This window comes from Pseudaminobacter salicylatoxidans (assembly GCF_003148475.1).
In the GTDB taxonomy this organism is placed as follows: Bacteria; Pseudomonadota; Alphaproteobacteria; order Rhizobiales; family Rhizobiaceae; genus Pseudaminobacter; species Pseudaminobacter salicylatoxidans.
Map to the genome: position 1 here is coordinate 48828 of NZ_QGGG01000011.1, position 26161 is coordinate 74988.

The following is a 26161-nucleotide window of genomic DNA, read 5'->3' on the forward strand; positions in this document are numbered from 1 at the left end:
TCAGTAATCGACCTCGCGGCGCGGCACCGGAGTGTAGAACGGCGCATTGCGGTAGCCGTCTATGACCGTCTCGCGCCGCTCGGCATCGATCTCGGACGGCTGGCGCGGCCCCAGAAGATCGGCCGGGTTCGCCACTTGCGCTGCAAGGTTGTTCTGGAACGAGCAGCCGAAATTGGCGTAGTGCTTGTTGTCGGTAGTGTCGGCAAGGTCCGCCGGCCAGCGGCCGCAGCGGTCCGTATAGGCGCGCATGGCCGCATAGGTGACGCGGATGGGCGCGGACACATCCGGCACCGAAGGCTGGTAGGACGAGACGATGACCCGGCTGTCCTTCACGCCCATACGCTGGACGTAGCGCGCGAAATCGCGACCGGCATCGCCGGCGGCAACCGAGTTGGGCGCGCCATAGGGCACCATGATCGTGACGAGCGGCGCTGCGCTGCGATCGTAATTGGCAAAGAAGCCGCGCAACGCCACGCGGTGCATTTCCGTCATGCCGCGGTCGCCAGCGCCCACCGGCAGATCCAGCACACGCTCCTTCTCGCCGATGACGATCGGATGATTGGTGCGATAGTCGTCGGGGATGGAGCCGACGGTGACGCTGTCGCGCTGCGCGCAGCCCGAAACCAGCATGGCTGCGAGGCCGGCCAGCGCCGGAGCCGCGATCCTGATGGCAAATCTTGCCTGAGACATGCCGGTTCCCCCGATCACTTGTAGATGTAGCCGACGACGCCGTGATAACGGCCGGCCGGTCTGTTGGTCTGCATGGTGCCGTAGACGCGGTTGACGCGACCAAGGAACATGCCGGCGCCATCGCTGGCGGGCGTGAAATTGTCGTCCGGCCTGGCCAGTTCGTTGCGCGCGACGGGCTTGGACAGATAGGGCGTGATGATGACGACCAGCTCCGTCTCGTTGCGCACAAAATCGCGGCTGCGGAACAACGTGCCAAGGACGGGAATCTTGGCGAGGCCCGGCACGCCATTGATGGCCTGGCGCACGTCATCGCGCACGAGCCCGGCGATCATCATGGAACCGCCGGACGGCAGCTCGACCGTGGTGTCGGCCAGACGCTTGCGGATGGACAAGGCGGTCATGCCGGGCTGATTGAAGCGCTGGCCCTTCTGAAAACCCGCCGAAAGCGCCACCGAGGCTTCGTTCGTCGGCTCGGAAACGGAAGTCCTCACCTTGAGGCTGATACGTCCCGGAGAAAGCACGACCGGCTGGAATTCCAGACCAATGCCATAGTCGAGTTTCTCTATGTCGTACTTTGTCTCGCCGGTGTCCTTGTCGATGCTTCTTCCGGTAACAAGGTTGAACTCGCCACCGACCTTGAATGTCGCCTTTTCGCCGGAGACCGCTGTCAGCGTGGGCTCGGCGAGGGTCTTCATCACCCCCGACTGCTCCATCGCATTGATGTAGGCGTCGAGCATCGAGGTTCCCAGGGAGAGCTGGGAAGCCGAAAGCGATTTGCCGAGGCCGGGGATACTGTCGCCGATGGCGCCCCACGAAATGCCATCTGCGTTGCCGCTGGCGATCATGTTGACGCCAAGCTGCTTCATGACATTGCGGCTGACTTCGGCGACCGTGACCTTGAGCGTCACCTGATCCTCGCCGACGATCTGCAGGAGATTGACGATCCTGCTCACCCTCCGCTCGGAATCGGGGTTGTTGATGTCGACGCCGCCGTTCGAGGACCCGCCGGAAGCGGTCTGCGAATACTGGCCGGTGGTCGCCTCGCCGCCACTGACGAAGACTGTTGCCAGATCGACCGCGCGCTTGGCGTCGAGCGGCGTTTCCACCGTTCCCGTCAGCACGACGTTATCGTTGATCAGTTCCACCCTGACGCTGGAGCTCGGAATAAACCGCTTGATGTAATCTTCCAGCCCCGCGACATCGCGCTCCACGGCCAGATCGAGGCTGGCGATCTGCTCGCCGTTCGGGCCGAAGACAAAGATGTTGGTTTCGCCGACCGACTTGCCGAAAAGATAAATGCGCCGTGCCGTGCGGGTCACGGCATCGGCCACTGCCGGATTGGCGACGAGAATGTCATAGGCATCCGCCGGCAGGTCGATGACGATGGATTTGTTGAGGCCGAGCTTCACCCGCTGCGCATTGCCTAAAGAAGAGCCGATCTGCGCCCTGCCCGCAGCGTGAGCGGCAAGCTGCCCTCCCTGCGGGAGGTTCGTCAGAAGCAGGGCCGTTGCGGAGCCTGCGAGAACCGCAAGCCGGGCAACACGGCCATTCAGATTCGCCCTCATTTGCGCGCCCCCGTCTCGGTCATTTCACCGGCCTTTATCAGCCGTATCGTGCCCCGGCGGCCGTTCCCGGAAACCAGATAGTCGGCCTCGCCGTCCGGCTTCTGCTGGGCGTCGGCAACCGAGCGCAGCGAAAGCGTCAGCCGATCGGCCATCTGCTGGGCCACGGTGATGATTTCGGCCTGCTGCGGCGACAGTTCCAGCGTGGCCGTATCGCCCACCTTCACGCGCCGGCCTTCCTCGTCTTCCTGGATGGCCTGATCGATGGCGAGAACCTTGATGTTCTGCAGGATGGTTTCGGTGACATAGCCGCTGCCGCCGCTTTCGGCTTCGCTGCGGCGCGTCATGATCACGTCCACATAATCGTTGGGCAGGATGAAGCCGCCGGCGGACGTATCGGCTGCGATACGCGTGGCCACCGCGCGCTTGCCGGCGGGCAGGATGGAAGACATGAAGCTCTGGCCGTCACCCACCAGCTTGGAGCGACGCAAAGGCTCGCCCGAATACATGGCGACACGCGCAAGCGAGTTCTTGAGCTGGTCCAGGGCTTCGGGATCGGCCGAACGGGTGATGAAGCCCGCGCCGACATTGTCCTTGGGCCATGCCTGCCAGGAGAGATGCCCGTTGACGGACGCCCCCATGGGCACGTCGCTGGCAAGAACGAGCACTTCGGTGAGGGGAACTGCCGGCTCTTGCGGGCCTGCGTTCACGACTTCCACCGGCTGCGACGCCGCCATGTTCTTGGCCACGTAGCCTGCCCCGCCGGCGGCCGCCACCGCCACGCCCAGAATGATCAGCCGGGATGCTGCCATTGCCCGAACCCCTTGCCCATATACCCGTCCGATCACGGACAATGGGGAGCAATCGTCAAATTATGGTTAATGCATCCCTGACGCGTATCATTAATTTTGCGTTGATTGCGCCGTAAACCTTCACGTCATCTGTCGATGACCGAGCATGCGAAGGTCGTCCGCAAGATGTGGGGGCGAGCGATATGGAAATCAGTTGGCGACGAGCTGGCCGATGGCCCAGACCATCAAGGGCGACTCGGGATAGGTGAGCAGGCCGCCAATGCCGAGCGCGATGCCGTAGGGCACGCCGAGCTTCCCATCCGCGAAATTGCGCAGGAACATGTTGCGCGAGGTGAAGACGGCAATTGCCGAACCGCGATAACGCAGGATTGCCAGCGTAAGCAGCCCGCCAAAGACCGCCGAGAAAAGAAGATATTTCAGAAGCAGCGGCGAAAAACCCATCCACACGGCCGTCGCGGCCATCAACTTGGCGTCGCCGCCGCCCATGCTGCCGAGAGCGAAAAGAGCGAAGGTGACGGCAAGTACCAGAGCGCCGGCGGCGAAGTGCATGCCATAAACCGACCAGTCCATCCCGGTCAGCGGCGCTGCGACCGCGAAAGTGCCGATGAGGAGCAACGGAACGCGGTTGGCGATCGTCATCGACAGCGTGTCGGAGATAGCAGCGAAGAGCATGCAAAAGGGGAAGACAACCAAGACCAATGCTATGAGCATGATGCCAACCTATGGGATACGGCCATTTTAGATCTTGCCCTCATCCGATTAAGGATTTGTGATTTTGGGTAAAAGTGAAAGAAAAAGGCCGCTGTAACGGCGGCCTTTGTCATTCCACACCGATTTTTCAGCGGAATGTTATTACGATCCAGTACCAGCAGTGCTGATTTCATCAGCAATTCCCTGGAACTTGTCGCTCAGGTTGGTGCCGATAGCACCGGCGGCGCCGATGATGACAACGGCGATCAGCGCGGCGATCAGGCCATATTCGATGGCGGTTGCGCCGGATTCGTCCTTCATAAAGCGGGCGAAGATGTTCTTCATGGGAAAGCTCCTTACTCCACGTTTAACAGCACTTCCGTCAACTGTTCTTCGTCATTGATCGGATAGCCGCACCCTAGCGAGGAGCTCTTTCAAACCGCTTAAGGAACAGCCTTACCGAATTCTTTCCGACCACCACCTAGACTTGTCGGTTAATGAATAAATAAAGCAAAGCAATGCATTGGAAGGAACGGCAGCGCATCCCGCTCCAAGCAACCCTCCCTTGGCGTGAAGGCATATAGGGAGAACGACTACCCCTATTCACCGCGCCGACAGCAAAGCCGCGATGCAACCGCGTTTAACCGTCGCTTCACCATTCCCGTTCATAGTCCGCCAACAATCTCCTTGGGACGGGGCGTCGCATGGCCATGTTGCAATCATCCTTTCGCCTTTCGGCAATCGCGGCCGGCATCGCCGCCGGCCTGACCTTGCCTGCACAGGCGGGCGCGGGCATCGACGTCGTGATGAACCAGGCCAAGATCGTGCGGCTGTCGCGGCCCGCGGACACGATCGTCATCGGCAATCCGGCAATCGCGGATGCGGCCGTGCAGGACGCCACCACCATCGTGCTCACCGGCAAGGGGTTCGGCGTGACCAACCTGGTCGCGCTCGACCGCGACGGCGCACCGATCGTGGACGAGCAGGTGACGGTGGCGCGCGACAGCACTTCCACCTTGCGCATCTATCGGCGCGCGGATGTGCAGACGCTGTCATGCACGCCTTATTGCGAAAGCTCCTACAAGGGCGCTGCCGAACAGGCATCCGAAGCCGAGATGAGCATCAGCCGCTGAACGCGGCCCGCCGGTTAGCCGGTGATGAATGCGCTTCATATAATTTTAGAGGCCATCCAAACCCGGCCTCAATGGATTTGCGCTAGCTATTTCCGCCACACAGGGTTCGGGCAGGCGGGGGCCGGCATGGTTTCGGGGACAGAAGCAGGAAAATCCACGCGGCGGAAACGCGCAGGCATGCTGTGCCTTTTCCTGCGTGACCGCAACGGTGCTGCGGCAATCGAGTTCGCGGCGCTGGCGATTCCGTTCTTCCTGCTCACCTTCGCCATTCTGGAAAGCTGCATTTCGCTGACGGCGGGGCAGATCGTTTCCAACTCGGCCGATGAAATCGCGCGTCAGTTCCGCACCGGCCAGCTTCGGCCGGACCCCAAGGACACCAACAACCAGAAACTCGCCGAAAAGATCCGCACCATGGTCTGCTCCAATCTGGAAATCATGGTTTCGAAGGGCTGCCCCGGTCTGGAAATGGACCTGCGGACATTCACCAACTTCACCGACGCCGCCAATCTCCGAACCAGGCTGACGGCCGACCGCGACCTCGACACCAGTGATTTCGCCATCAAGCCGGGCGGCCCCGAAGAACGGAACATCCTGCGCATCTATTACAAATGGCCGGTGATCACCGACTTCATGCGGGCTTCGATGTCCAACATAAAGGGCGGCTACATCCTGCAGACCGGCACTGCGATCTGGCAAAACGAGCCGTTCCAGCCGCTGGCCGCAGGCTGAGGCAAGGCGGGAGGGGATGAATATGGGCACTGCGATTGCATGGCTAGGGCGGAAACTGCCCCGGTTCCTCGCGGACCGGCGCGGCGTCGGCGCGATAGAGTTCGCGCTCATCGCGCCGCTCCTGCTGGCGCTCTACTTTCTCAGCGCAGAATTTTCCATGGGCTTCGAGACCGACAAGAGGGTCGACCGCGTCGGCAGCATGGTGGCCGACCTCATTACCCAGAAACCGTCCATCAAGAAGACGGAGGTGGAGGAGATCATGAAACTCGCCAACACCCTGCTTCAGCCCTACGACCGTTCCAGTCCAAAGGTCGTCGTGACGGCGATCCAGATGTCCGGCGATCCCTCGCCAACGGTTCAGGTCTCCTGGTCGCGGCAGATGGTGGACGGCACGTTCAGCGAGCCGTTCAAGAAGGATACGATCACCACCATTCCGGAGGATCTCAGGATTCCCAATGCTTTCGTGATCAGGGTCAGCAGTTCGCTCGAATACAAGCCGCTCATCACCTGGTCGGCTGAGCAGAAGAAAACCCTCGGGCTGGGCGGCGCCTTCGACAACATCTCGATGAGCGACACCTACTACCTGCGCCCGCGCATGACTTCGACGATCGCCTGTAACGACTGCTCGAGTTAGCCCATAGACAGCGTTGCGCCGACATGGTCGGTGCTTTCGCGAATTGCCATTGCCGCCCACGACGCATATCTGTGTAGCGTTATCGGCTAACTGGTCCGGGGTCGCGATGGCGTGTGCATTCCTGTTCGTTCTGGATTCCTTCGGCATAGGCGGAGCCGGCGACGCCGCGCGTTTCGGCGATGCCGGCGCGAATACGCTGGCGCACATCGCCGAGGCCTGCGCGGTCGGGAAAGCCGATCGCGACGGTCTGCGCCAGGGGCCGCTGCACCTGCCAAACATGCTTTCGCTGGGACTTGGACATGCCGCGCGAACCGCGGCGGGATCAGCCTTCGGCAAGGACATTCCTCTGCGGCCCTCGGCCTTCCACGCGGCCGCACAGGAGGTTTCAAGCGGCAAGGACACACCCTCAGGCCATTGGGAGATCGCTGGCGTGCCGGTGCCCTTCGACTGGGGCTATTTCCCGCACACCGTGCCGACATTTCCCGCTGAATTGACGGCGGCGATCATCGAGCAGGCAAAACTGCCCGGCATTCTCGGCGATTGCCACGCCTCCGGCACCGAGATCATCGAAAAGCTCGGCGGGGAGCACATCCGCACCGGCAAGCCGATCTGCTACACATCGGCCGATTCCGTCTTCCAGATCGCGGCGCATGAAACCCATTTCGGGCTGGAGCGGCTTTACGAGCTCTGCCTGACCGTCCGCAAACTCGTGGACCCCTACAATATCGGCCGCGTGATCGCGCGGCCGTTCGTGGGAGAGACGGCCGCCGACTTCGAGCGCACCGCCAATCGCCGCGACTATGCCGTGCCGCCGCCCGAACCAACCCTGCTCGACCGGCTGACCGCACGCGGCAGCCGCGTGATCGGCATAGGCAAGATCGGCGACATCTTCGCCCATCAGGGCGTCAGCGAAGTGCGCAAGGCGGCTGGCAACATGGCGCTGTTCGACGAAACGCTGAAGGCGATGGACGACGCCTGCGACGGCGAACTGGTCTTCGCCAACTTCATCGATTTCGACACGCTTTACGGCCACCGCCGCGACGTTGCCGGCTATGCCGCCGCACTTGAAGCCTTCGATGCCCGCCTGCCCGAAGCGCTGGCGCGGCTGCGGCAAGGCGACCTCCTGCTGCTCACCGCGGACCATGGCTGCGATCCTTCCTGGTCCGGCAGCGACCACACGCGCGAGCGCGTGCCCGCGTTCGGGCTGGCACCGGGCCTGCGGGGCGGCGATGCCGGCCTGCGCGACAGCTACGCCGACATCGGCGAGACGGTGGCGGAACATCTCGGCCTTGCGCCCGGCCGCCACGGCACATCCTTCCTCCAGACGATAGCTGACCATGCCTGAACTGCCCGAAGTGGAAACCGTCCGGCGCGGTCTGCAGCCGGTGATGGAAGGCGCGCGCATCCTGCGCGTCGAGACGCGCCGGCCCGACCTGCGCTTTCCCTTTCCGGAACATTTCGCGCAACGCCTTGCGGGGCACCGGATCGTCTCGCTCGGGCGCCGCGCCAAATATCTCACCGCTCATATAGAAGACGCGCCGGTCCTGATCTGCCATCTGGGCATGTCCGGCTCCTTCCGGGTCGAGGCGGACGATGACGCGCACGCGCCGGGAAACTTCCACCACGAGCGGCCGAAAGCGGCCGCGCATGACCACGTCGTCTTCCATCTCCAACAGGCGCAGGGCGGGGAGGCGCGCGTCATCTTCAACGATCCGCGGCGGTTCGGCTTCATGCTCTTTGCCGAAAACGGGATCGACGAGCATCCGATGCTGTCCGGCCTCGGTGTGGAGCCGACCGGCAATGCGCTCGACGGCAAGCTGCTTGCCGAACTGCTGCGCGACCGCAAGTCTCCCTTGAAGGCCGCGCTGCTCGACCAGCGGCTGATCGCCGGGCTCGGCAATATCTACGTATCAGAGGCACTCTGGCGCGCGGGGCTGTTGCCGACCCGGCCGGCCGGCACGATCGCCCGGCGCAGCAGCAAGGCGGCACAATCCAGCGAAAGGCTGGCGACCGCCATACGCTCCGTCATCGCCGACGCCATCGAAGCGGGCGGATCGTCTCTGCGCGACTATGTACAGGCAGACGGGTCGCTCGGCTATTTTCAGCATTCCTTCTCTGTCTACGACCGCGAGGGCGCGCCCTGCCGCACACCCGGCTGCACCGGCCACATCAAGCGCATCGCGCAGAGCGGCCGCTCCACCTTCTATTGCCCTGTCTGTCAGCATTAGCTATCGCGTAGGCAATACCGATGACCCAATTCCGGGAAGGAGATCTCGTCCGATGGCTTATGAAACAATCCTCGTCGAAACCCGCGGCAAGGTGGGGCTCATCACGCTCAATCGACCGAAGGCACTCAATGCGCTGAATTCGCAGGTGCTGGCCGAACTTCTGGCCGCGACCCAGGCCTTCGACGCCAATCCGCAGATCGGCGCCATGGTGCTGACCGGTTCTGACAAGGCTTTCGCTGCCGGCGCCGATATCAAGGAGATGCAGTCGAAAACCTATGTCGACATGTATCTGGAAGACTTCTTTTCGGGCTGGGAGACTTTTGCGCGCACCCGCAAGCCGATCATCGCGGCGGTGGCCGGCTATGCATTGGGCGGCGGCTGCGAACTTGCCATGATGTGCGATTTCATCATCGCCGCCGATACCGCCAGGTTCGGCCAGCCGGAGATCACGCTCGGCGTCATGCCCGGCATGGGCGGCTCGCAGCGGCTGACGCGTTTCGTGGGCAAGTCCAAGGCCATGGACATGTGCCTGACGGGACGCATGATGGATGCCGCCGAGGCGGAACGCAGCGGCCTGGTCTCCCGTGTGGTGCCGGCAACGGAACTGGTCGAAGAAGCGCTCAAATCCGCGGCCAAGATCGCCGATTTCTCGCTGCCGGCCGTCATGATGGTCAAGGAAGCCGTCGACCGCTCCTACGAAACCACGCTTGCCGAGGGGCTGCGCTTCGAGCGACGCCTGTTCCACTCGACCTTCGCGCTGGAGGACCAGAAGGAAGGCATGGCCGCGTTCTCGCAGAAGCGCACCGCCAATTTCAGAAACCGCTGACGGCGGGTTCGGCAAGACTTCCGCAGATTGGCCGGAATCGCCGTTGACGGACGCAAAAAGCTGAACTATAAGCCGCACCAACCGAGGCGGCCTCTGGCTGCCCATTTGTTTTTGCGCTCAGCAGCATACCGACCGGGCGCCATCACTGAAACGCAAAGAGAGGCATCATGGCCAATACAGCTTCGGCCAAAAAAGCAACGCGCAAGATCGCCCGCCGCACTGCGATCAACAAGAACCGTCGCTCGCGCATGCGCACCTATGTCCGCAAGGTTGAAGAGGCGCTGGCCGCCGGCGACCAGGCTGCCGCACAGGCCGCCTTCCAGGCCGCCCAGCCCGAACTGATGCGCGCCGCAACCAAGGGCGTGCTGCACAAGAACACCGCATCGCGCAAGGTTTCGCGCCTTGCCCAGCGTCTGAAGGCCCTGTCGGCCTGATAGCGTTATATTTTAATTATTTGACTTACGAAAAGCCCGGCGTTTGCGCCGGGCTTTTTTTCGTTTGCCGAAGAAGTTCACGAGCAGAACATTCTTATATACTAAAGTATTAAAAGAACATCGTTTGCCGGCATAGGCGCGATTCCTCTGCCCCGCAATCTTTGCGCGCAGCGCCGCGCACAGCCCACCACCTCAGATTATCCATATATTTCATGTGGTTACAGAACTTTATCCACAGCTTGTTCCAGCCGACGGTCGCGGCTCGACAGGGGTCATATGTCAAGGACATTTTTTAATTTTATTTCCTTCGGCGCCCGCGATTTCGAAGCTGTGATCAAAGGGATTGAATCGAAACGATTTTGTCGATTCTGCCTCGCGCGCAAAGGGCAGAGTCAAGGCTTGGAGCGGCCGGATTCATTAAAAAAGGGTTAGGTGCGGCCTTGCCCTGTCCACAGCGTTTTTTGTAGTGTCCTTTTCATCGAGGGACGGGCCGACGGCCTGACAACCTAGCAGGAAATCATAAGGATTTTTGGACGCGAAGTCACTTCGCGTGCCAGCAGGACATTGTCACGTCGAACAGGCTTGCGAGTGGGGTAAAACGAAAGCGTAAGGAGACAAGGCTCTGGCGAGAAACGCTGGAGGAGTAGCCTGTCGTGTTCTTGGCAGGCGCGCGCCGGTCGGCGCGGACTGGAGGATTATTTGGTGTCCGCTGTCGTGCGGCGACAGCGGTGTTTGAGAGTAGAAGGATCGCCTGCGAGGCGGGTGCTGATTGTGCGCCCAGTGGCGATCCGGTGCAGGTACAAAAAGACGAGGATTGCGACTATGCATAGTGGCATCGACAGGGAAGCCAAATCCAACTTTCCTTTTCCAGTGAATCCGATCGAGGGGAACGACATGACGGCTTCGAGCGAAGCTGAGAAGGCTTTTGACCGAGTGAAGGCCCAGCTCAAGGCCCGCCTCGGCAGCGAAGTTTACTCAAGCTGGTTCGGCCGCATGAAGCTGGCGGAGACGTCCAAGGGGCTGGTGAGGATGTCGGTTCCGACCGCATTCCTGCGCTCTTGGATCAACAGCCACTATCTCGACCTCATTTCCGAGTTGTGGAAGCAGGAGGACCCGGAGGTCCTGAAGATCGACATCGTCGTGCGCACGGCCACAAGGCTCGTGCCGGTCGTCGAAGACAGCGACAAGGGCCAGCAGCGCCGCAAGACCACCCGTCATGCGCACACCACGCTTTCCACCGGCACCACGGCCGGCAGCAATGCCAGCGCCGAGCGCGCCACCCCTGCCCCGCAGGGTGCTGCCACCGACTTCCGCCAGAGCGTGCTGGGCTCGCCGCTCGATGCCCGCTACACGTTCCAGTCCTTCATCGAAGGCCCGTCGAACCGGGTCGCGTTCGCTGCCGCGCGCGCCATCGCGGAATCGGCGCAGAGCGCGGTGCGCTTCAACCCGCTGTTCATCCACGCCACCGTCGGCCTTGGCAAAACGCACCTGCTGCAGGCCATCGCCGCGGAATCGCTGAAGCAGAACCCGCAATCACGCGTCGTCTACCTCACCGCGGAATATTTCATGTGGCGCTTCGCGACCGCCATCCGCGACAACAACGCGCTGACGCTGAAGGAACAGCTTCGCGACATCGACCTTCTGATCATCGACGACATGCAGTTCCTGCAGGGCAAGTCGATCCAGCATGAGTTCTGCCATCTCATCAACATGCTGCTCGACAGCGCCAAGCAGGTGGTGGTCGCGGCAGACCGCCCGCCCGCGGAGCTGGAATCGCTGGAGCCGCGCGTGCGCTCGCGCCTGCATGGCGGCGTTGCACTGGAAATCCAGTCGCCCGACTACGGCATGCGGCTCAACATGCTCCAGATGCGTCTGGCGGCGGCGAAGACCGAAGACCCGAACCTGCATATCGACGAGGAAATCCTGTCCCACGTCGCGCGCACGGTGACCGGCAGCGGCCGCGAACTGGAAGGCGCCTTCAACCAGCTCCTGTTCCGCCAGTCGTTCGAGCCGCAGCTCAATATCGAGCGCATCGACGAAATCCTCGGCCATATCTACCGCTCGGGCGAGCCCAAGCGCGTGCGCATCGAGGACATCCAGCGCATCGTGGCGCGCCACTACAATGTGTCGAAGACGGAGCTGCTCTCCAACCGGCGCACCCGCACGATCGTCAAGCCGCGTCAGATCGCCATGTATCTGGCCAAGGTGATGACGCCGCGCTCGCTGCCCGAGATCGGCCGGCGTTTCGGCGGGCGTGACCACACCACGGTGCTGCACGCCGTGCGCAAGATCGAGGATCTTTCCGGCGGCGACAACACGCTGGCGCAGGAACTCGAACTGCTGCGCCGCCTGATCACCGACCAGGCCTGACCGACCAGGACGCGATAACGGGCGCGCGACAGCAGATCGTGACCGGTTATCCCCAAAGCAGCCCGCGGAACTGCCTTTCAACGGCACCGCGGGCTTGCCTTTTGTTCCCTTTTTCTGTCAGTTTGCCCTATAAATCCAACCTTGTTGGACGCCACGCGGGGAACCGGTCCCGGAACCCCGCTTCTTCATTCAAGTGAGCTTGTCTCGTCATGCGTGTTATCCTGGAACGGTCGAACCTTCTGAAGTCCCTGAACCACGTCCACCGCGTGGTGGAGCGGCGCAACACGATACCGATCCTGTCCAACGTGCTTTTGCATGCCGACGGCGCAAGCCTGGAGATGAAAGCCACCGATCTCGACCTCGAGGTGACGGAGGCGACCGCCGCCACCGTCGAGCAGGGTGGCGCGACCACCGTCCCGGCGCATCTGCTCTACGACATCGTGCGCAAGCTGCCGGAAGGCGCGGAAGTGATGCTGAAGACCGACGAGGACGGCAACGCCATGTCGGTTATTTCCGGCCGCTCCAGCTTCCGCCTGCAGTGCCTGCCGCAGTCGGATTTCCCGGAGCTTTCGGCGGGCTCCTTCTCCCACATCTTCCGGCTGGAATCGGCGTCGCTGAAGACGCTGATCGAAAAGACCCAGTTCGCGATCTCCACCGAGGAGACACGCTATTATCTCAACGGCATCTTCCTGCACACGCTGGAAGTCGGCGGCAAGCTGAAGCTGCGCTCGGTGGCCACCGACGGCCACCGCCTCGCCCGCGCCGAAATGGACGCGCCGGCCGGCTCCGAAGGCATGCCGGGCATCATCATTCCGCGCAAGACGGTGAGCGAATTGCAGAAGCTGGTGGACGACCCGGACGTGGCCGTCACCACCGAGCTTTCCGACACCAAGATCCGCTTCACCATCGGCAGCGTGGTGCTGACATCCAAGCTGATCGACGGCACCTTCCCCGACTACCAACGGGTCATCCCGACCGGCAACGACAAACAGCTCATCATCGACCGCGAGAGTTTTGCGCGCGCCGTCGATCGCGTGTCGACCATCTCCTCCGAGCGCGGCCGCGCGGTGAAGCTGTCGATCGCCGACGGCCAGGTGACGCTTGCCGTCAACAACCCGGATTCGGGCAGTGCCATCGAAGAGATCGCGGCGGATTATTCGGCCGATCCGATGGAAATCGGCTTCAACGCCAAATATCTGCTCGATGTCGCCGCACAGCTTTCCGGTAGCGAGGCCAAGTTCATGCTGGCGGACGCCGGTTCGCCAACACTGATCCACGACACCGCCGACGAGCATGCGCTCTACGTGCTCATGCCGATGCGTGTTTAGGCTGCGCAGACGGCACTTCAATCCGGTCGATGAACGGTAGGAAGACGTGGCGTCGACCCATATCAACAGGCTTACGCTGACGAATTTCCGCAACTATGCGGCGCTGTCGCTTGAGTTGAGGCCCGGCACCGTCGTCTTCACCGGCGACAATGGCGCAGGCAAGACCAATCTGCTTGAAGCCATATCCTTCCTGACGCCAGGGCGGGGCCTGCGCCGCGCGCCCTATGCCGACGTCGCCCGCGAAGGCAGTGGCGGCAGCTTCAGCATCCATGCGGTGATCGGAGGCGAGTTCGGCGATGCCGAAATCGGCACCGGCACCTCCGGCATCGAAGGCGAAGCCGGAAGGCGCGTGCGCATCAACGGAGCCAACGCCAAATCCGCCGACGACATGCTGGAATGGCTGCGCGTGCTGTGGCTGACGCCAGCTATGGATGCGCTGTTCACTGGCCCGGCCGGCGACCGCCGCCGCTTCCTCGACCGTCTGGTGCTGGCGATCGACCCCAGCCACGGCCAGCGCGCCCTGGACTATGAAAAGGCCATGCGCGGCCGCAACCGGCTGCTCGGCGAAGACCGCTACGACCGCCAATGGTTCGAGGCAATCGAAACACAGATGGCCGAGACCGGCGTGGCAATCGCTGCCGCGCGCGCCGAAATGGTGCGGCTGCTCGCCGCCATGATTGAGAAACTGCCGGCTTCCAGCCCCTTTCCCCAGGCCGATATTTCCCTTTCCGGTACGCTGGAAAACCGGATCGGCCAGGAACCGGCGGTCGAAATCGAGGAAAGGTTTCGCCGCGCGCTGGCGGAAGGCCGCGACCGCGACCGCGCCGCCGGCCGCACGCTGGAAGGCCCGCACCGCAGCGACCTGATCGTGACCCACAGACCGAAAGCCATGCCGGCGGAACTCTGCTCCACCGGCGAGCAGAAGGCGCTTCTGGTCGGCATCATCGTCTCGCATGCGCGGCTTTGCGGCGAGATGTCGGGCACCGTGCCGATCCTGCTGCTGGACGAGATCGCTGCCCATCTCGATGCCGGGCGGCGTGCAGCCCTTTTCGCAATTCTTGAGGAACTCGGCTGCCAGGCCTTCATGACCGGAACCGAGCCGGCGCTGTTTTCCAGCTTGCGTGGGAAGGCTCAGTTCCTCACCGTAGATCATGGCTCGGTGCGCCCTACCGAAGACCACTGACAAGCACAAGCCGGGCCGATATGATTGCATCATGAATATCAGTCAGCCCGCCTCCCCTCTCTCGCCCGACGAACTCGAACGCTATGCGCGCCATATCGTGCTGCCGGAAATCGGCGGCGCCGGCCAGCAGAAACTGAAACGCGCGCGCGTGCTGGTGATCGGCGCGGGCGGGCTCGGTGCGCCGGTGCTGCAATATCTTGCCGCCGCAGGCGTCGGCACGCTCGGCATTATCGATGACGACACCGTTTCGCTTTCCAACCTGCAGCGGCAGGTCATCCACGACACCCCCTCGGTCGGCCTCTCCAAGCTCGAAAGCGCCAAGGCAGCGCTGTTGCGGATCAATCCCCACACGCGGATCGAACCGCATGGATGGCGGCTTACCGCCGAAAATGCCGAAGCACTGGTGGCGCAATACGACCTCGTGGTAGATGGCTCCGACAATTTCGCGACCCGCTACGCCGTGGCGGACGCCTGCGCGGCCGCCGGGCGGCCGCTTGTGCATGCCGCGGTCGGCCGTTTCGACGGATCGATCACCGTGCTGAAGCCGTTCGAGACCGGCGCGGACGGCACCCCGAACCCGAGCTATCGCGATCTGTTTCCCGAGCCGCCACCGGCGGGGCTCGTGCCCTCCTGCGCGGAAGCCGGCATCGTCGGCGCGCTGACGGGGGTCATCGGCACGCTGCAAGCGATGGAGGCGATCAAGCTGATTACCGGCATCGGCGAGCCGCTGGTGGGCCGCATCCTGCTCTATGACGCGCTTGCTGCCCGATTCGACACGATGCGCTACAAGAGGCGGACATGACGGCGGCCAACAAAGCCGTTTCCATCGAGCGGCTGCCCACGGGCTTCGACCGCTGGGACGAACTGCTCGCGCTGATCCTCAACGCCTTCGCCTATATGAACGGCGTCATCGACCCGCCCTCCTCCGCGCTCACGCTAACATCGGAGAATCTGGCTGAAAGGACGCGCGCGGAAACGGTCTTTCTGGCTACCGCCGGCAAAGAGTTGCTGGGCTGCGTCTTTGTCGCGGAGAAGGCGGATTATTTCTATGTCGGCAAGCTTGCGGTCGCGCCAACCGCGCAAGGAGCCGGAATCGGCAAGGGTCTGCTGGCGGCAGTGGAGCGCTTCGCGCGCGAAAGCGGCAGGTCCATTCTCGAATTGCAGACTCGCATAGAACTGACAGGCAACCAGCGGGCCTTTGGTCGTCTGGGCTTTGTGGAGACGGCGCGGACCGCCCATCCGGGCTTTGATCGACCCACCGCCGTCACCATGCGCAAGGTGCTTGCGTGAGCCTCGAACTCTCGGCCGGGGAACGCGCTGTCGCGGCTGGCAGCGACAGCAGGGCCATGGCCATGCGCATCGTGGCCGACAGCGCTCGCCTGCTCGGCGCGCCGGGCCTGATCCCGATCGCCTCGGCGCATATCGACGGCGCGCTCTATCACGGCGATTCGGGTACGCTGTTTGCAGAAAGGCTGGTGGCAGGCGGCGCCCGCGTGGCGGTGCGCGCCACGCTGAATGTCGGCGCGCTCGATCTGACCGGCTGCGCGCGCGTGCGGCTGGAAGAGCCGGCACGCAGCATGGCGCGCCGCATGATGGAGGCCTATCGCAAGCTCGGCTGCGAACAGAGCTGGACCTGCGCGCCCTACCAGGCGGGACACAGGCCCGCATTCGGCACCGATGTGGCCTGGGGCGAATCGAACGCTGTCGTCTTCTGCAATTCGGTGCTCGGCGCGCGCACCAATCGTTACGGCGATTTCCTCGACATTGCCTGCGCGATCAGCGGCCGCGCGCCCGACTATGGCCTGCACCGGCCCGAGAACCGCCGGCCGACGCTGACATTCGACGTGTCGGGCCTGCCGGCCGCCTTCCTCGCTGACGAAACGGCGTGGCCGGTGCTGGGCAGCCTTTACGGCCGCGAGGTGGGCAACGCCATCGGCATCGTCACCGGTGTTAAAAAGCATCCGGGCGAGGATGCGCTGAAAGCATTTGGCGCCGCGGCGGCATCCTCCGGCGCGGTCGGGCTGTTTCACATCGCTGGGGTAACGCCCGAGGCCGGAACCTTCGGCAAGATCGAGGCGGAAACGACCATCCACGTCACGCCTGAAATGGCAGCCGATGCGCGCAAGCGTCTTTCAACCGCACAGACCGTCGATCGGCTGGATGCCGTCGCCATCGGCAGCCCACACCTGTCGCTGGACGAGTTCGGCGCACTGGAGCGATTGCTGGCCGGTCGAAAGCTCTCGGTGCCGCTCTATGCCTGCACCGGGCGGCACATTCTGACCGAACTGGACAAGGCCGGGCGTCGCAAGGCGCTGGAAAGCTGCGGCGTGACCATCGTGGCGGATACCTGCGTGGTGGTGACGCCGATCCTGGCTGACAGGCGGGATGGCGTGCTGATGACCAATTCGGGCAAGTTCGCGCAATATGCGCCCGGCAACACCGGCTATGGCGTGCTCTACGGCTCCCTTGCCGATTGCGTGGAAAGTGCTGTCGCCGGCAGGCCGTCGTTCGCGGAGATCGACCGATGAGCGCCCGCGCCGGTGAAATTCTGGTGCCGGGCGCGGCAGGCGCGGGCAAGGCGCTGGTGCTGACGGCGCCAATTTCCTTCTGGGGCGGCGTCGATCCGAAAAGCGGACGCATCGCCGATGTGCGCCACCCGCAGCATGGCGAGATCATTGCCGGACGCGTGCTGTTCCTGCCCGGAACGATCGGCTCTTCCTCGGCGTCCGCCGTGCTGATGGAGCTCGTTCACAGCAGCAATGCGCCGGCCGCGATGGTGTTGCACGAACCGGATGCGATCCTGCTGCTCGGCCTGATCGTGGCGCGCGAAATGGGCTGGCAAACGCCCGTGGCGATGAAGCTCGACCGCCAACATTTTTCCGCTTTCGACGGTCATCGCGTGGAAGTCACCGCAGGGGGAATGATCAGAGCGGTGGCGGCCGCCTAAACCGCCACCGGAGATGTGGGTCACAGACGCCAGTGGTCGCCCTGCTCGGGCACGATGAACTTTACCTTGAGATCGTTGGCCTCCTCCAGCTCGCGCAATATCTGCACCTGCGGCTGCTCGCCCTTCTTCAGCGAATATTTGATGTGGCTGACGATGACCGGCAGACCGTCGAGCGCCTCGTTACCCGTCCTGGCCGCAAGGTCGTGCAGCGATTTCGTCAGCCAATTCGGCGTCAGATGGCCGAACAGCATCTCGTCGGGTTGCGCGTTCGTGTAGGAGGTCTCGATGATGATGCCCTTGAGGTGTCCCGCCTTGACCTTCTCCCCAACAGCCGCCCAGACGTCTGCGATGCGCGTGGTCTTTTCCACCGCGTCCGGCCCGGTGTCGCCGAAACACAGCAGCGCGTCATCGCCGCTTTCAATGAGGAAGGCGGTCGATTCCACGCCACCATGGCTCAATGGAAACGCAGTAACCTCCATGGCCGTATCGGTCAGTGGCACCTTTTGCCCGGCCTGCAGATCGCGGTATTCGTATTTCTTGAGTTGAGGCGCCTTGCCCCTGTCGCCGAAATTCGGCCAGGCCTCCCAATTGAAATAGTTACGTTCGATGCGCTCATTGACCGAGGGCAGCCCGTAGATCGGCTTCTTGCTGTCGTCCGGCGAGGCAGCGATCAGCCCGGCGATATGGTCCATATGCGCATGGCTGATCAGGTAGCCCTTGATGCCTTCGGTCAGCACATGGCCGATACGTCCATTGGCAGCTCCCTCGGGCACCTTGATGTCATCGAAAACGCCCTTCTCGTCGGCAGCCTTGAGGCCGTTCACCAGTGCGCCCGCGTCGCACGTCACCGCGCGCTCGTCTCCGGCCGGGCGGATCAGGTAAGCGCTGAGATTGCCGTCCTGGATGCCACCGCGCGCGCCGAGCGCCACGACCTCGAAACCTTCGCCCGCCACGGCACATGCCGGCCACAGCAGCGCGGTCAGCACCAGACCACCAAGAAGCTTTTTCATCCTGTTCCCCCATCCTTCGCTCGACAATGCGGGCAGCGTAGAACCACAGGCCAGGCTGCGTAAATGACATGGAAATGTCGGGGAGCAGTTTCGTGCCGGTGCCCCGGCTCGGGCTCAGAGACGCAGCGGCAGCACGCGGTCCGGCGGACGATGCCCGTCGATGAAGGTGCGGATGTTGATAATGACCTTCTCGCCCATGTCGATGCGGCCTTCCATGGTGGCCGATCCCATATGCGGCAGGATGACCACCTTGCCCTTGGAGGCGAGTTTGACCAGCTTGGGATTGACCACGGGCTCGTTCTCGAACACGTCGAGTCCGGCACCGGCGATCTTGCCCTCCTGCAGCAGCTTGACCAGCGCATCCTCGTCGATGATGTCACCGCGCGCGGTGTTGACCAGATAGGCTTGCGGCTGCATCAGCGCCAGCCGGCGCGCGGAAAGCAGGTGGAAGGTGGCCGGCGTGGACGGGCAGTTGACCGAGATGATGTCCATGCGGGCCAGCATCTGGTCGAGGCTTTCCCAATAGGTCGCCTCCAGCTCATCCTCGACCTCGCGCAGGACGCGATTGCGGTTGTGGTAGTGGATGGAGAGGCCGAAGGCCTTGGCGCGACGGGCAACCGCCGTGCCGATCCGGCCCATGCCGACAATGCCCAGACGCTTGCCCCAGATTCGCCGGCCAAGCATCCAGGTCGGCGCCCAGCCCGCCCATTTGCCGCCGCTTTCCAGGAGGCTTGCGCCCTCGGTCAGCCGGCGCGGCACCGCCAGCAGCAGCGCCATGGTCATGTCGGCGGTATCCTCGGTCAGCACGTTGGGCGTGTTGGTGACGGTGATCCCCCGCTTGGCGGCCGCCGACACGTCGATCTTGTCGACGCCATTGCCGAAATTGGCGATCAGCTTCAGGTTTTCTCCGGCCTGCTCGATCAGGGCCGCGTCGATACGGTCGGTCACGGTCGGCACCAGCACGTCCGCTTCCTTTACCGCCGCCACCAGTTCCGGCTGGCTCATCGGCCGGTCCTCGAGGTTCAGCCGCGCATCGAAAAGCTCGCGCATACGGGTCTCGACCTGATCCGGGAGCTTGCGCGTAATCACCACGAGGGGCTTCTTTTTGCCGGACATTGCTTCCTCAAATCCAGATCCCGTTGAGACCTCTTTAACCAAGACGAGCGAAACTGCAAACCAGCCTTGGCGCGACTGCCTGTGTAACAAGCGGTGGTGCCGAAGACAAAGAAAAAGGGTGCGCACCGTCCCCCACGGCAGCGCGTTGCATACAGAGGAATGAAGGTGTCTGGTTTCGTGTCGCTTCGTGCCGCGGCCGCCATCGTGGCTGGCCTTGCATTCATTTCGACGAGCGCCTCGATCACGGTCAGCGAGGCTGCCGCCGTCCAGCAGGCGACGCTGGGCCCGAGCGGCCTGCCGCTGCCGCGTTTCGTCAGCCTCAAATCGGCGAAGGTCAATTCCCGCATCGGTCCGGGACTGAACTATCCCGTCGACTGGCTCTATCTGAAGTCCGGCCTGCCGATGGAAATCATCCAGGAATATGACAACTGGCGGCGCGTGCGCGATGCCGAAGGCGCGGAAGGCTGGGTCAACCAGACACTGCTTTCGGGCAAGCGCACGGCAATCGCAGCCCCCTGGCAACGCGGCAAGGACGCCAAGATCAACCTGCTTGCCAAGCCCGAAGCCGAAGCGCGTACCGTGGCCATCCTCGATCCCGGCGTGATCGGCAGGATCAAGTCCTGCAACGGCGACTGGTGCGAAATGACCTTCGACGGCGTGACCGGCTGGATCAGGCAGACGATGGTGTGGGGCGCCTATCCGGGCGAGCAGGTCAAGGACTGATCTTCAGCCGCGGTAACGGCTTGCGGACCGTTCGAGCCAGTCAGTTCAAACCTGATAAATGGGATCGGCCGGCGCGACCGGCCGCAACCGCTTTTCAGCGCACGCGCTTGGGGCGCAGCCTCACCACGATATCGACATTGGCGATTTCGAGACCTTCCGGGGGTTCGGGCAGGTTGAGCACCTTGACCGCGCCGGGATCGATGTCGAACACCTTGTTCTCGCCTTCGATGAAGAAGTGATGGTGGTCGGACGTATTCGTATCGAAATAGGTCTTCGACCCTTCAACCGCGAGAATGCGGAGCAGCCCCGCCTCGGTGAACTGATGCAGCGAATTGTAGACCGTTGCCAGCGAAACCGGCACACCGGCGGCCACAGCCTCTTCATGCAATTCCTCAGCGGAGAGATGCCGGTCGCCCTTGGCGAACAGCAGGCTGGCCAACGCGATGCGTTGACGCGTCGGGCGCAGGCCCGCTTCACGCACACGCTTTTCGATCGCCCCGTTCACATCCATCAGACTGCGGTATCCGTTTCTTCCTCGAGAAGGTCTTGCAACGATGCAATATATGCCGAAAACCTTTATATCCACTGACATATATTCTGTCAGGAGCATGCGATCAATAGGCGCAATTGACCCAGGCAAACCGGCAGGTTAATCGCAAACGTCGGTTTCCGTGCGGAAACAGACTGTGTTACTGAACGTGGCTGCGCGATTGGCGCGCGAAGGCCAGACAGGGAAAAGAATTCATGGCGGTTTCGAAATCCAGCTACGAGTATGAGGAGCTGCTTGCCTGCGCCCGCGGCGAACTGTTCGGCCCGGGCAATGCCCAGCTTCCTTATCCGCCGATGCTGATGTTCAACCGGATCACCGAAATCAGCGAAAGCGGCGGCGAGTTCGACAAGGGTTTCGTGCGCGCCGAACTCGACATCACCCGCGATCTCTGGTTCTTCCCCTGCCATTTCATCAACGATCCGGTCATGCCCGGCTGTCTCGGCCTCGATGCGCTGTGGCAGCTTTCGGGCTTCTTCCTCGGATGGCTCGGCGAGCCCGGCAAGGGCCGCGCGCTTTCCACCGGCGAGGTGAAGTTCACCGGCATGGTCACTCCCGCCAACAAGAAGGTCGAGTACGGCGTCGATTTCAAGCGCGTGATGCGTGGACGCCTGGTGCTCGGTATCGGCGACGGCTGGCTGAAGGCCGACGGCGAAACCATCTATAAGGCCACCGACCTGCGCGTCGGCCTGTTCAAGGAAGCGGCCGCCTGATCCCGCAGGGAGCACGGCGGGCCATCAAGGAGCATTCATGAGACGTGTTGTTGTTACCGGCCTCGGCATCGTATCATCCATCGGGAACAACGCGGACGAGGTAACCGCCTCGCTGCGTGACGCGAAATCGGGCATCACGTTCTCCGATTCCTTTGCCGAACACGGCTTCCGCTCGCAGGTCTGGGGAGCGCCGACGCTCGACCCGACCGAGTTGGTCGACCGCCGCGCCATGCGCTTCCTGTCGCGCGGCGGTGCGTGGAACCATGTCGCCATGGAGCAGGCCATCGCCGACGCCGGCCTGGAGCAGGGCGACATCACCAATGAGCGCACCGGCATCGTCATGGGTTCGGGCGGTCCTTCCACCCGCACCATCGTGGAAGCGGCCGAAACCACGCTGAAGAACGGCAGCCCGAAGCGAATCGGGCCGTTTGCCGTGCCGAAGGCGATGTCGTCCACCGCCTCCGCCACGCTCGCCACCTGGTTCAAGATCCACGGCGTGAACTATTCGATCTCGTCGGCATGTTCGACCTCGGCGCATTGCATCGGCAACGCCGCCGAGCTCATCCAGTGGGGCAAGCAGGACGTGATGTTCGCGGGCGGCCACGAAGATCTCGACTGGACGATGTCGGACCTGTTCGACGCCATGGGCGCGATGTCTTCCAAGCACAACGATACGCCTTCGAGCGCCTCGCGCGCCTATGACGTGACCCGTGACGGCTTCGTCATCGCCGGCGGCGCCGGCGTGCTGGTGCTTGAGGAACTGGAGCACGCCAAGGCGCGCGGCGCCAAGATTTACTGCGAACTCGTCGGCTACGGCGCGACCTCCGACGGCTACGACATGGTGGCGCTGTCGGGCGAAGGCGCGGTGCGCTGCATGAAGCAGGCCATGGCGACCGTTTCGGGCAAGATCGACTATATCAATACCCACGGCACTTCGACGCCGGTGGGCGATTCCGGCGAGATGAAGGCGGTGCGCGAGGTGTTCGGCAACGACATTCCGCCGATCCAGTCCACGAAGTCGCTGACGGGCCATTCCCTGGGCGCGGCAGGCGTACAGGAATCGATCTATTCGATCCTGATGATGCAGGCCGGCTTTATCGGCGAAAGCGCCCATATCACCGAGCTGGACCCGGAATTCGAGGGCATGCCGATCGTGCGCAAGCGCATCGACAACGCAAAGATCGACACTGTGCTGTCGAACTCCTTCGGCTTCGGCGGCACCAATGCCACGCTGGTCTTCCAGCGCTTCAACGGCTGAGGGTATTCTTCCGATGGAAGGTTTGATGAAAGGCAAGCGCGGCCTCGTCATGGGCGTCGCGAACGACCACTCGATCGCCTGGGGCATCGCCCGCCGGCTGCACGAACACGGCGCGGAGATGGCCTTCACCTATCAGGGCGAGGCGTTCGGCCGCCGCGTGAAACCACTGGCCGATCAGGTCAACGCTTCGCTGGTGTTGCCCTGTGACGTGGAGGACAGCGCCTCTGTGGCCTCCGTGTTCGAGACGCTGGGCGACAAATGGGGCGGGCTGGACTTCATCGTCCACGCCATCGGCTTCTCCGACAAGAACGAGCTGAAGGGCCTCTACGCCAACACCACGCGCGAGAATTTCATCCGCACGATGGTGATCTCCTGCTATTCCTTCACCGAAGTCGCGCGCCATGCCGCCGGCCTGATGAAGCAAGGCGGCTCAATGCTGACGCTCACCTATGCCGGCTCCACGCGCGTCATGCCCAACTATAACGTCATGGGCGTGGCCAAGGCCGGGCTGGAAGCCAGCGTCCGCTACCTCGCCGACGACTATGGCCCCAACGGCATCCGCGTCAACGCCATTTCGGCCGGCCCGGTGCGCACGCTGGCGGGCGCGGGCATTGCCGACGCGCGCCACATGTTCTCCTACCAGCAGCGCAATTCGCCGCTGCGCCGCACCGTCACGCTCGACGAGGTCGGCGGCTCGGCGCTCTATCTCTTGTCCGACCTGTCCTCCGGCGTGACCGGCGAAATCCATTATGTGGATTCCGGCTATCACATCGTCTCCATGCCGACGCTGGACGAGCTGAAGCAGAGCGACCACGGCGAATAAGCCGGGCGGAAAATACTCAGTACGACAAACGGCCGGTCAAACCGGCCGTTTTCTTTTACGGCCTGCGCAAATTCCCGCCTGGGAAGCATCAAGCACGCCGCCGAGCGCGACCATGCCAAACGAAAACGGGCGTCACCTTGCGGTGACGCCCGTTCGATTGTCAGGATGTCGTCGCTATCAGGCGACGGTTTCCTCGTCCTCGGACTTCTTTTCCTTGACGATTTCCTTGCCGGTCTCCTGATCGACGACCTTCATCGACAGGCGAACCTTGCCGCGCTCGTCGAAGCCCATGAGCTTGACGTAGACCTTGTCGCCTTCCTTGACGACATCGGTGGTCTTGGCGACGCGCTCGCCGGAGAGCTGCGAGATGTGAACCAGACCGTCACGCGGGCCGAAGAAGTTGACGAAGGCGCCGAAGTCGGCGGTCTTGACGACCGTGCCCTCGTAGATTTCGCCGACTTCCGGCTCGGCCACGATGGTGTGGATCCACTTCTTGGCCGCCTCGATCTCCTTGGCGCTGGCCGAAGCGATCTTGACGGTGCCGTCGTCCTCGATGTTGATCTTGGCGCCGGTCTTTTCCACGATCTCGCGGATGACCTTGCCGCCCGAGCCGATCACGTCGCGGATCTTGTCGGTCGGGATATGCATGACCTCGATGCGCGGCGCGAATTCGCCGAGTTCCTTGCGGCCCTCGGTGATGGCCTTCGACATTTCACCCAGGATATGGATGCGGCCATCCTTGGCCTGGTCGAGGGCGATCTTCATGATCTCCTCGGTGATGCCGCTGATCTTGATGTCCATCTGCAGCGAGGTGATGCCACCGGCAGTGCCGGCCACCTTGAAGTCCATGTCGCCGAGATGGTCCTCGTCGCCGAGGATGTCGGAGAGAACCGCAAAGCGCTCTTCTTCCTTGATCAGGCCCATGGCGATGCCGGCAACCGGCTTGGCCAGCGGCACGCCGGCATCCATCAGCGCCAGCGAGGTGCCGCACACGGTCGCCATCGAGGACGAACCGTTGGACTCGGTGATCTCCGAGACGGCGCGCAGCGTGTAGGGGAACTGCTCCGCGCTCGGCAGCATCGGGTGGATGGCGCGCCAGGCCAGCTTGCCATGGCCGATTTCGCGGCGGCCGGGCGAGCCCATGCGGCCCGTCTCACCCACCGAATAGGGCGGGAAGTTGTAGTGGAGCAGGAAGGTTTCCTTGCGGGTGCCGGTCAGCTCGTCCACAAACTGCTCGTCCTCGCCGGTCCCGAGCGTGGCGACCACGATCGCCTGCGTCTCACCACGGGTGAACAGCGCCGAGCCGTGGGTGCGCGGCAGAAGGCCGACTTCCGCAACGATCGGGCGAACCGTCTTGAGATCGCGACCATCGATGCGCGAGCCGGTGTCGAGGATGTTCCAGCGCACGATCTTGGCCTGGAGTTCCTTGAACACGGTGGCGACCTGCTCGGAAGCCCATTTCGGAGCTTCTTCGCCCTCGGCGGCGAAGGCGGCCTTGACCTTGGCCTTGGCAGCGTCGACGGCGGCGTAGCGGGCCTGCTTGTCGGTGATCTTGTAGGCTTCGCGCAGATCGCTCTCGGCGATCGCCAGCATTTCCTTCTCGAGTTCCGAGAGGTCTTCGGCGGCGTGCTCGCGCGGCTCCTTGGCGGCAGCCTCGGCCAGCTTGATGATGGCGTCGATCACCGGCTGGAAGCCCTTGTGGCCGAACATGACGGCGCCGAGCATGACGTCTTCGTCAAGCTCCCGGGCTTCCGACTCGACCATCAGCACGGCATCGCCGGTGCCGGCCACGACGAGATCGAGCTTGGACTCGGGCATCTCGTCGATGTAGGGGTTGAGCACATATTCGCCATTGATGTAGCCGACGCGCGCACCGCCGATCGGGCCCATGAAGGGCACGCCCGAAAGCGTCAGCGCCGCCGAGGCCGCAACCATCGACACGATGTCCGGATTGTTCTCCAGATCGTGCTGCATGACGGTGATGATGACCTGCGTGTCGTTCTTGTAGCCGTCGGCGAAAAGCGGACGGATCGGGCGGTCGATGAGGCGCGAAACCAGCGTTTCGTTCTCGCTCGGACGGCCTTCACGCTTGAAATAGCCGCCCGGGATCTTGCCGGCGGCATAGGTCTTTTCCTGATAGTTGACGGTCAGCGGGAAGAAATCCTGGCCCGGCTTCGGCTCCTTGGCCGAAACGATGGTGGCCAGCACGACGGTCTCGCCATAGGTGGCAAGCACGGCGCCGTCGGCCTGACGGGCGATCTTGCCGGTTTCGAGCTTGAGCGGCCGACCCGCCCACTCGATTTCAACGGAGTGATGATTGAACATGTCCTGTCCTTCAAATACGGGAGGACGCGCGCGGGGCGCGCATCCCTCCCTGGCTTGTTCCGGACGAGCCACGGGCAAGA

27 protein-coding genes are annotated in these 26161 nt (G+C 63.1%); 18 read left to right on the forward strand and 9 right to left on the reverse strand.

What is annotated here, in order from left to right:
* The 5 genes from C7441_RS15545 to C7441_RS15565 form a co-directional block, all read right to left on the reverse strand.
* On the reverse strand, nucleotides 1-690 hold the full coding sequence (locus tag C7441_RS15545; RefSeq protein ID WP_244916170.1) for a CpaD family pilus assembly protein: 690 nt from the start codon (nucleotides 688-690) through the stop codon (nucleotides 1-3).
* A gap of 14 nt (nucleotides 691-704) precedes the next feature.
* The gene (locus C7441_RS15550; RefSeq protein ID WP_109613674.1) at nucleotides 705-2255 is read right to left on the reverse strand and encodes a type II and III secretion system protein family protein; all 1551 of its coding nucleotides are present in this window, start codon (nucleotides 2253-2255) and stop codon (nucleotides 705-707) included.
* Nucleotides 2252-3064 carry a Flp pilus assembly protein CpaB gene (gene cpaB, locus C7441_RS15555; RefSeq protein ID WP_109613675.1) on the reverse strand — a complete coding sequence of 271 codons (813 nt, stop codon included), beginning with the start codon at nucleotides 3062-3064 and terminating at the stop codon, nucleotides 2252-2254. The genes C7441_RS15550 and cpaB overlap by 4 nt, the downstream gene beginning before the upstream one ends.
* A gap of 189 nt (nucleotides 3065-3253) precedes the next feature.
* Nucleotides 3254-3775 carry an A24 family peptidase gene (locus C7441_RS15560; RefSeq protein WP_109613676.1) on the reverse strand — a complete coding sequence of 174 codons (522 nt, stop codon included), beginning with the start codon at nucleotides 3773-3775 and terminating at the stop codon, nucleotides 3254-3256.
* Nucleotides 3776-3916: 141 nt separating this feature from the next.
* Complete coding sequence (locus C7441_RS15565) at nucleotides 3917-4099, reverse strand: Flp family type IVb pilin (RefSeq protein WP_109613677.1); 183 nt, start codon at nucleotides 4097-4099, stop codon at nucleotides 3917-3919.
* Nucleotides 4100-4458: 359 nt separating this feature from the next.
* On the opposite strand from C7441_RS15565, the gene C7441_RS15570 reads away from it, so the two are divergent.
* The 14 genes from C7441_RS15570 (at nucleotide 4459) to C7441_RS15640 (ending at nucleotide 17566) form a co-directional block, all read left to right on the forward strand.
* Nucleotides 4459-4887: a pilus assembly protein N-terminal domain-containing protein gene (locus tag C7441_RS15570; RefSeq protein WP_019172630.1), complete on the forward strand. Its 429-nt coding sequence runs from the start codon at nucleotides 4459-4461 to the stop codon at nucleotides 4885-4887.
* Between the two features lie 177 nt (nucleotides 4888-5064).
* On the forward strand, nucleotides 5065-5616 hold the full coding sequence (locus tag C7441_RS15575; RefSeq protein WP_109613678.1) for a TadE/TadG family type IV pilus assembly protein: 552 nt from the start codon (nucleotides 5065-5067) through the stop codon (nucleotides 5614-5616).
* Nucleotides 5617-5638: 22 nt separating this feature from the next.
* A complete protein-coding gene (locus C7441_RS15580) occupies nucleotides 5639-6250 on the forward strand; it encodes a TadE/TadG family type IV pilus assembly protein (protein WP_342353279.1) in 612 nt (203 codons plus the stop codon).
* Between the two features lie 106 nt (nucleotides 6251-6356).
* Nucleotides 6357-7595, forward strand: coding sequence for a phosphopentomutase (locus tag C7441_RS15585; protein WP_109613680.1), 1239 nt, complete (start codon nucleotides 6357-6359; stop codon nucleotides 7593-7595).
* Nucleotides 7588-8478 (forward strand): bifunctional DNA-formamidopyrimidine glycosylase/DNA-(apurinic or apyrimidinic site) lyase, encoded by an 891-nt coding sequence (gene mutM / locus C7441_RS15590; protein ID WP_109613681.1) that lies wholly within the window; start codon nucleotides 7588-7590, stop codon nucleotides 8476-8478. Before C7441_RS15585 ends, mutM begins: the two co-directional genes overlap by 8 nt.
* Nucleotides 8479-8530: 52 nt before the next feature.
* A complete protein-coding gene (locus C7441_RS15595) occupies nucleotides 8531-9304 on the forward strand; it encodes an enoyl-CoA hydratase (protein ID WP_109613682.1) in 774 nt (257 codons plus the stop codon).
* Between the two features lie 167 nt (nucleotides 9305-9471).
* Nucleotides 9472-9738 (forward strand): 30S ribosomal protein S20, encoded by a 267-nt coding sequence (gene rpsT, locus C7441_RS15600; protein WP_019172624.1) that lies wholly within the window; start codon nucleotides 9472-9474, stop codon nucleotides 9736-9738.
* An 822-nt stretch (nucleotides 9739-10560) separates the two neighbouring features.
* Nucleotides 10561-12108 carry a chromosomal replication initiator protein DnaA gene (gene dnaA / locus C7441_RS15610; protein WP_109613684.1) on the forward strand — a complete coding sequence of 516 codons (1548 nt, stop codon included), beginning with the start codon at nucleotides 10561-10563 and terminating at the stop codon, nucleotides 12106-12108.
* A gap of 209 nt (nucleotides 12109-12317) precedes the next feature.
* Nucleotides 12318-13436, forward strand: a complete 1119-nt coding sequence (gene dnaN, locus C7441_RS15615) for a DNA polymerase III subunit beta (RefSeq protein ID WP_109613685.1) — start codon at nucleotides 12318-12320, stop codon at nucleotides 13434-13436.
* 46 nt (nucleotides 13437-13482) lie between these two features.
* Nucleotides 13483-14619 carry a DNA replication/repair protein RecF gene (gene recF, locus C7441_RS15620; protein WP_109613686.1) on the forward strand — a complete coding sequence of 379 codons (1137 nt, stop codon included), beginning with the start codon at nucleotides 13483-13485 and terminating at the stop codon, nucleotides 14617-14619.
* A 31-nt stretch (nucleotides 14620-14650) separates the two neighbouring features.
* Complete coding sequence (locus C7441_RS15625; protein WP_109613687.1) at nucleotides 14651-15421, forward strand: molybdopterin-synthase adenylyltransferase MoeB; 771 nt, start codon at nucleotides 14651-14653, stop codon at nucleotides 15419-15421.
* Nucleotides 15418-15909, forward strand: coding sequence for a GNAT family N-acetyltransferase (locus tag C7441_RS15630; protein WP_109613688.1), 492 nt, complete (start codon nucleotides 15418-15420; stop codon nucleotides 15907-15909). The genes C7441_RS15625 and C7441_RS15630 overlap by 4 nt, the downstream gene beginning before the upstream one ends.
* Nucleotides 15906-17147, forward strand: a complete 1242-nt coding sequence (locus tag C7441_RS15635; protein ID WP_109613689.1) for an aconitase X — start codon at nucleotides 15906-15908, stop codon at nucleotides 17145-17147. Before C7441_RS15630 ends, C7441_RS15635 begins: the two co-directional genes overlap by 4 nt.
* Nucleotides 17144-17566 carry an aconitase X swivel domain-containing protein gene (locus C7441_RS15640; RefSeq protein ID WP_109613690.1) on the forward strand — a complete coding sequence of 141 codons (423 nt, stop codon included), beginning with the start codon at nucleotides 17144-17146 and terminating at the stop codon, nucleotides 17564-17566. The genes C7441_RS15635 and C7441_RS15640 overlap by 4 nt, the downstream gene beginning before the upstream one ends.
* 20 nt (nucleotides 17567-17586) lie before the next feature.
* On the opposite strand, the gene C7441_RS15645 is transcribed toward C7441_RS15640, so the two are convergent.
* Both C7441_RS15645 and C7441_RS15650 read right to left on the reverse strand, forming a co-directional pair.
* Entirely contained in the window at nucleotides 17587-18576 is a 990-nt protein-coding gene (locus C7441_RS15645) for an MBL fold metallo-hydrolase (RefSeq protein ID WP_244916171.1), read from the reverse strand.
* A 114-nt stretch (nucleotides 18577-18690) separates the two neighbouring features.
* Entirely contained in the window at nucleotides 18691-19692 is a 1002-nt protein-coding gene (locus C7441_RS15650; RefSeq protein WP_109613691.1) for a 2-hydroxyacid dehydrogenase, read from the reverse strand.
* A gap of 159 nt (nucleotides 19693-19851) precedes the next feature.
* Here C7441_RS15650 and C7441_RS15655 point away from each other — a divergent pair, with 159 nt between their 5' ends.
* Complete coding sequence (locus tag C7441_RS15655) at nucleotides 19852-20415, forward strand: SH3 domain-containing protein (protein WP_019172613.1); 564 nt, start codon at nucleotides 19852-19854, stop codon at nucleotides 20413-20415.
* Between the two features lie 94 nt (nucleotides 20416-20509).
* On the opposite strand, the gene irrA is transcribed toward C7441_RS15655, so the two are convergent.
* Nucleotides 20510-20926: an iron response transcriptional regulator IrrA gene (irrA, locus tag C7441_RS15660; RefSeq protein WP_019172612.1), complete on the reverse strand. Its 417-nt coding sequence runs from the start codon at nucleotides 20924-20926 to the stop codon at nucleotides 20510-20512.
* Nucleotides 20927-21159: 233 nt separating this feature from the next.
* Between irrA and fabA the strand changes: the two genes are divergently transcribed.
* From fabA to fabI, 3 genes are read left to right on the forward strand one after another with little or no spacing between them, the layout of a single operon-like run.
* On the forward strand, nucleotides 21160-21675 hold the full coding sequence (gene fabA / locus C7441_RS15665) for a 3-hydroxyacyl-[acyl-carrier-protein] dehydratase FabA (protein ID WP_019172611.1): 516 nt from the start codon (nucleotides 21160-21162) through the stop codon (nucleotides 21673-21675).
* A gap of 37 nt (nucleotides 21676-21712) precedes the next feature.
* Nucleotides 21713-22933, forward strand: a complete 1221-nt coding sequence (gene fabB / locus C7441_RS15670) for a beta-ketoacyl-ACP synthase I (protein ID WP_109613692.1) — start codon at nucleotides 21713-21715, stop codon at nucleotides 22931-22933.
* A gap of 13 nt (nucleotides 22934-22946) precedes the next feature.
* Nucleotides 22947-23756, forward strand: coding sequence for an enoyl-ACP reductase FabI (gene fabI, locus C7441_RS15675; RefSeq protein ID WP_109613693.1), 810 nt, complete (start codon nucleotides 22947-22949; stop codon nucleotides 23754-23756).
* A gap of 177 nt (nucleotides 23757-23933) precedes the next feature.
* On the opposite strand, the gene pnp is transcribed toward fabI, so the two are convergent.
* Entirely contained in the window at nucleotides 23934-26081 is a 2148-nt protein-coding gene (pnp, locus tag C7441_RS15680; protein WP_109613694.1) for a polyribonucleotide nucleotidyltransferase, read from the reverse strand.
* Between the last annotated feature and the right edge of the window lie 80 nt (nucleotides 26082-26161).

Excerpts from the sequence above, each read along its gene's own strand:
- C7441_RS15575 (WP_109613678.1), top strand. The coding sequence starts at position 5,065 with ATGCTGTGCCTTTTCCTGCGTGACCGCAACGGTGCTGCGGCAATCGAG.
- mutM (WP_109613681.1), top strand. The coding sequence starts at position 7,588 with ATGCCTGAACTGCCCGAAGTGGAAACCGTCCGGCGCGGTCTGCAGCCG.
- C7441_RS15570 (WP_019172630.1), top strand. The coding sequence starts at position 4,459 with ATGGCCATGTTGCAATCATCCTTTCGCCTTTCGGCAATCGCGGCCGGC.
- C7441_RS15625 (WP_109613687.1), top strand. The coding sequence starts at position 14,651 with ATGAATATCAGTCAGCCCGCCTCCCCTCTCTCGCCCGACGAACTCGAA.
- C7441_RS15650 (WP_109613691.1), bottom strand. The coding sequence starts at position 19,692 with ATGTCCGGCAAAAAGAAGCCCCTCGTGGTGATTACGCGCAAGCTCCCG.
- cpaB (WP_109613675.1), bottom strand. The coding sequence starts at position 3,064 with ATGGCAGCATCCCGGCTGATCATTCTGGGCGTGGCGGTGGCGGCCGCC.
- C7441_RS15565 (WP_109613677.1), bottom strand. The coding sequence starts at position 4,099 with ATGAAGAACATCTTCGCCCGCTTTATGAAGGACGAATCCGGCGCAACC.
- fabA (WP_019172611.1), top strand. The coding sequence starts at position 21,160 with ATGGCGGTTTCGAAATCCAGCTACGAGTATGAGGAGCTGCTTGCCTGC.
- irrA (WP_019172612.1), bottom strand. The coding sequence starts at position 20,926 with ATGGATGTGAACGGGGCGATCGAAAAGCGTGTGCGTGAAGCGGGCCTG.
- rpsT (WP_019172624.1), top strand. The coding sequence starts at position 9,472 with ATGGCCAATACAGCTTCGGCCAAAAAAGCAACGCGCAAGATCGCCCGC.
- C7441_RS15545 (WP_244916170.1), bottom strand. The coding sequence starts at position 690 with ATGTCTCAGGCAAGATTTGCCATCAGGATCGCGGCTCCGGCGCTGGCC.
- C7441_RS15640 (WP_109613690.1), top strand. The coding sequence starts at position 17,144 with ATGAGCGCCCGCGCCGGTGAAATTCTGGTGCCGGGCGCGGCAGGCGCG.
- C7441_RS15595 (WP_109613682.1), top strand. The coding sequence starts at position 8,531 with ATGGCTTATGAAACAATCCTCGTCGAAACCCGCGGCAAGGTGGGGCTC.
- C7441_RS15655 (WP_019172613.1), top strand. The coding sequence starts at position 19,852 with ATGAAGGTGTCTGGTTTCGTGTCGCTTCGTGCCGCGGCCGCCATCGTG.
- pnp (WP_109613694.1), bottom strand. The coding sequence starts at position 26,081 with ATGTTCAATCATCACTCCGTTGAAATCGAGTGGGCGGGTCGGCCGCTC.
- C7441_RS15630 (WP_109613688.1), top strand. The coding sequence starts at position 15,418 with ATGACGGCGGCCAACAAAGCCGTTTCCATCGAGCGGCTGCCCACGGGC.
- fabI (WP_109613693.1), top strand. The coding sequence starts at position 22,947 with ATGGAAGGTTTGATGAAAGGCAAGCGCGGCCTCGTCATGGGCGTCGCG.
- dnaN (WP_109613685.1), top strand. The coding sequence starts at position 12,318 with ATGCGTGTTATCCTGGAACGGTCGAACCTTCTGAAGTCCCTGAACCAC.
- C7441_RS15550 (WP_109613674.1), bottom strand. The coding sequence starts at position 2,255 with ATGAGGGCGAATCTGAATGGCCGTGTTGCCCGGCTTGCGGTTCTCGCA.
- C7441_RS15585 (WP_109613680.1), top strand. The coding sequence starts at position 6,357 with ATGGCGTGTGCATTCCTGTTCGTTCTGGATTCCTTCGGCATAGGCGGA.
- fabB (WP_109613692.1), top strand. The coding sequence starts at position 21,713 with ATGAGACGTGTTGTTGTTACCGGCCTCGGCATCGTATCATCCATCGGG.
- C7441_RS15645 (WP_244916171.1), bottom strand. The coding sequence starts at position 18,576 with ATGAAAAAGCTTCTTGGTGGTCTGGTGCTGACCGCGCTGCTGTGGCCG.
- C7441_RS15580 (WP_342353279.1), top strand. The coding sequence starts at position 5,639 with ATGGGCACTGCGATTGCATGGCTAGGGCGGAAACTGCCCCGGTTCCTC.
- C7441_RS15560 (WP_109613676.1), bottom strand. The coding sequence starts at position 3,775 with ATGCTCATAGCATTGGTCTTGGTTGTCTTCCCCTTTTGCATGCTCTTC.
- dnaA (WP_109613684.1), top strand. The coding sequence starts at position 10,561 with ATGCATAGTGGCATCGACAGGGAAGCCAAATCCAACTTTCCTTTTCCA.